At 37.0% G+C, this 657-nt stretch carries 1 pseudogene; it reads right to left on the reverse strand.

The window, feature by feature from the left end:
- Positions 1-351 precede the first annotated feature (351 nt).
- Positions 352-657 (reverse strand): annotated as a pseudogene (locus AC1DM9_RS34400) (GNAT family N-acetyltransferase); the annotation flags it as partial.

The following is a 657-nucleotide window of genomic DNA, read 5'->3' on the forward strand; positions in this document are numbered from 1 at the left end:
ATTTGTTCAATCCGATTTGTTCAATCCGTTGATTTTGTGCGTCTGATTGCTTAAACTTCATAGTAAGAGCGCCTCCTTGATGTGTTGTCGACAAACCCATCATACCGAGGTGCTCCTTTTTTGACAAAGACTATTTCTTAGCCTCAACAGGAATGTTTAGCTTGATTAGTGAGTTCAGTTTACAACTTTTATGTTTATCTTCTTCACCTTCTCCCTGCAATCTATCGGGAATGAGTTCAAGTTCTTATCAAAATCGGGAATGGGAGTTCTTGTCATTTGTTTTTGACAGGAACCTTATCCCACAAAATAAAAAAGCCACGATTTTCGCGGCATTAGAGTATTTGTAATTGCCTAAAGATTTAATTCCATCCAATAATCTACTTCAATAAAACCAAACTTTTTATATACCGGTCTACCTAATGTTGAAGCCCCGAGCCAAATTTTTGATACACCTGCGATTCTAGCTTCATCAACTAATTTATTTAACAAAGTCGTAGCTATCCCTTGTCTGTATACATATTTGTGATATAGCCCATTTTACCACTCTTACTTGTGAATGAAGGCGGGAAATCATAGAAGATAATTGCACCCGTAGCAATAGTTTCTTCATTGTCTTCAACGATCCACTCGATTAACGAACCATCACTCATCTTATTG

This window comes from Paenibacillus sp. 01T431 (genome assembly GCF_056398625.1).